This is a genomic window from Nostoc flagelliforme FACHB-838, assembly GCF_014698065.1.
Taxonomy (GTDB): domain Bacteria; phylum Cyanobacteriota; class Cyanobacteriia; order Cyanobacteriales; family Nostocaceae; genus Nostoc; species Nostoc flagelliforme_B.
This window is the reverse complement of sequence record NZ_JACJSI010000616.1, coordinates 1-2,537: the sequence shown is the minus strand read 5'-3', so window position 1 is coordinate 2,537 and position 2,537 is coordinate 1. Positions and strand designations below refer to the sequence as shown.

Genomic DNA, 2,537 nt, shown 5'->3' with positions numbered 1-2,537 from the left:
TGCCTCGGGAGTCCTTCTTCTTACGAGGGGCATAGTTTGGAGGAGCAGGGCAAACGCATCTAAATATTGACGACCCTGAATCAGGGTGAAATACACCAAGACTCAAACTACATAAGGCTTTGAGGAAATTAAATCTCATTCATTATAAAAATGATAATCATTACGAGGGGGGAGTTAGAGGCAGCCGATGGCTGCCTGAGCTTTCACGGTCAGTTCCCCACTCTTCTAGCGTAAGTTGTTATCATTCAGGTGCGAGAACAAGGACGCGCTAGCATTCACGGAGTTTTGCCGAGAAAAAGCAAGTTTTCACGAAAAATCGCTGGTAGTAAAACCGAAGAACAAATTGTTGCAGCTAACATTGACACATTGACACCGTGTTTTTGGTTTGTGGACTTGATGGCGACTTTAATCTCAGAAGAATTGAACGCTATCTGATTTTGGCAAACAATAGTGGTACAAACCCAGTCATCGTTTTAAATAAAGCCGACCTGTGCAATTCTTTAGAAGATAATGTCTCAAAAGTTGAAGCTGTTGCTCAAGGAGTACCAATTTTAGTATTGAGTGCCAGCACTGCTCAAGGGCTGGATGTCTTGAAATCATACCTCCAGCGAGGACAAACAGTTGCTTTGTTGGGATCTTCTGGTGTGGGTAAATTTACTATCACCAACCAACTCAAAGGTGCACCAGTACAAGCTGTGTAACCAGTGCGTCGAGGTGATGACCAAGGTCGTCACACGACTACAAATCGAGAATTGATATTACTGCCGACAGGCGGCTTAATTATCGATACCCCAGGAATGCGAGAAATTCAAATTTGGGCAGGTGGTGAAAGCTTGCAAGAAACTTTTGCAGACATTGAAACTTTAGCCGCAGAATGCCGTTTTCGTAATTGCCAACACAACAACGAACCTGGTTGTGCAGTGCAACAAGCATTACTTGAGGGAGAACTTGATTTTTTCAGATTCCTCAGCTACCAAAAATTGCAAAAAGAACTTAACTATCTTGTTCGCAAACAAGACCAACGGGCGCAATTAGATGAGAAAGAACGCTCCAAGAAAATCCATAAAGCTATGCGAAATTATCACAAGCGTTGATGACGTTGAGATAATTAACTGATTTTCTTATGGGACGGAGATATCACCCGTCCTTTTAATAAATCCCCAGCCCTAACTTCAAGTTCATAAATCTTGCAAGCCTTGGCATCTGTTCAAAATCATAGTTGCCGTCTGTGATGCGCTGACTAATGCTGACTTCTAACCTTTGTAATGCCAACTTCAAGATTATTCGTTTTTTGCGAGAAAATTTAGGGTTCTGCCAAGTAGAGCAACTTGTGTTTTCAGAGTCTGAGCCTCTTGACGTTAAGCAAGTGCGGATTGAATATCAAAGGCATAATTCTTTGATAGCCTTCTGATGATCGCGTTGCGAAAGCTTATGTGGACTGAATAATAAGGTATTCAATCCACCATTGTTGAGTTACTCAGTTAAACCTTGACTCGTCGGAGTCAGTTTTACTCCTGATCCTGATCAATTTTTTCGATATCATCAGGTGTACCAGTGGCAGAAATTTTTGATGTACCAGATTTACCTGCACCTGAATTGCCGCCAGAAGCGCCAGCACCGCCTGAGTGTTTAGAATCAGTGTTGCCCTGTTCATCTTGAAGCTGTTCAAGGCGGTTTTTTTCTTGAGCTTTATCTTTTTGGTCAGCCATATTTTAAAAACATTTTTAGCGTAGCGATCGCTCTTAACTCTACCACTTTCGTTATTCTGGCGACACCAAAAGCAAATGCTCTTAATTGTCAGTTCTCTTGGATAATCAGCTAGTCGGCACGCTCCCTCCCCATAATACCCTTGGAACCAAATCAGTTAAACCTATTCCCATCTGTGACCCCCACACCAGCACGTAGAGCAGAAACACTGGTAATCAGCCTTGAGGCGCTGCTAAACTGGAAAGCGCAAATTTTTGGCTATCAGCAGGTAGTGAGGGAAACCAAGCCATTGCAGCAGACGACGTTATTCGACATTGCACCAAAGCACTGCGACCCAGACGCGATAGATCCTTTTACCCTACCCTTGCAATCAATGGCGTTTTACAGGATGCCAACAGATGCGGGTAGCGCCGCTATTTATTTTGTGATTGATAATGCCATGCCCTTGCTGTTGTATGTTGGTGAAACAAGACGATCTGGTAAACGGTGGAAAGGTGAGCATGGATGCAAGCAATATCTAGATAGTTACCATTCACTACATTATCACTATGGACTGCAACGGTAAGTGAGCATCGCTTTTTGGTGGGATACGCCTGTTGACCGATGCGCGCGGCAGGAATTGGAATTGAACTTAATTTTGAAGTGGCGCAGTCCATTTAATAAGGAGAACTGGGAGCGCTGGGGGCAACCGTTTGGGTAGAAAAAGTGAAGTTTAGTGTCAAAACAGGATTGCTATATCACTCATGTAACTGTTGTTAAAGCTTGTTTTTATGGAGCTTTTATAAATAGGATTTTCCCAAATTGTTTACATATTTTTCTCCGGTTTTTTT

General features: G+C 42.8%; 2 protein-coding genes and 1 pseudogene. 2 read left to right on the top strand and 1 reads right to left on the bottom strand.

Translation table 11 applies throughout. The features are described from left to right. The first annotated feature begins 374 nt into the window (after positions 1-374). Positions 375-1,094, top strand: a pseudogene (gene rsgA / locus H6G97_RS49725) (ribosome small subunit-dependent GTPase A). Between the two features lie 414 nt (positions 1,095-1,508). Here rsgA and H6G97_RS49720 read toward each other — a convergent pair. Continuing rightward, positions 1,509-1,709, bottom strand: a complete 201-nt coding sequence (locus H6G97_RS49720) for a hypothetical protein (RefSeq protein WP_094345289.1) — start codon at positions 1,707-1,709, stop codon at positions 1,509-1,511. A 173-nt stretch (positions 1,710-1,882) separates the two neighbouring features. On the opposite strand from H6G97_RS49720, the gene H6G97_RS49715 reads away from it, so the two are divergent. Then, positions 1,883-2,272: a GIY-YIG nuclease family protein gene (locus H6G97_RS49715; RefSeq protein ID WP_338422027.1), complete on the top strand. Its 390-nt coding sequence runs from the start codon at positions 1,883-1,885 to the stop codon at positions 2,270-2,272. Positions 2,273-2,537 lie beyond the last annotated feature (265 nt).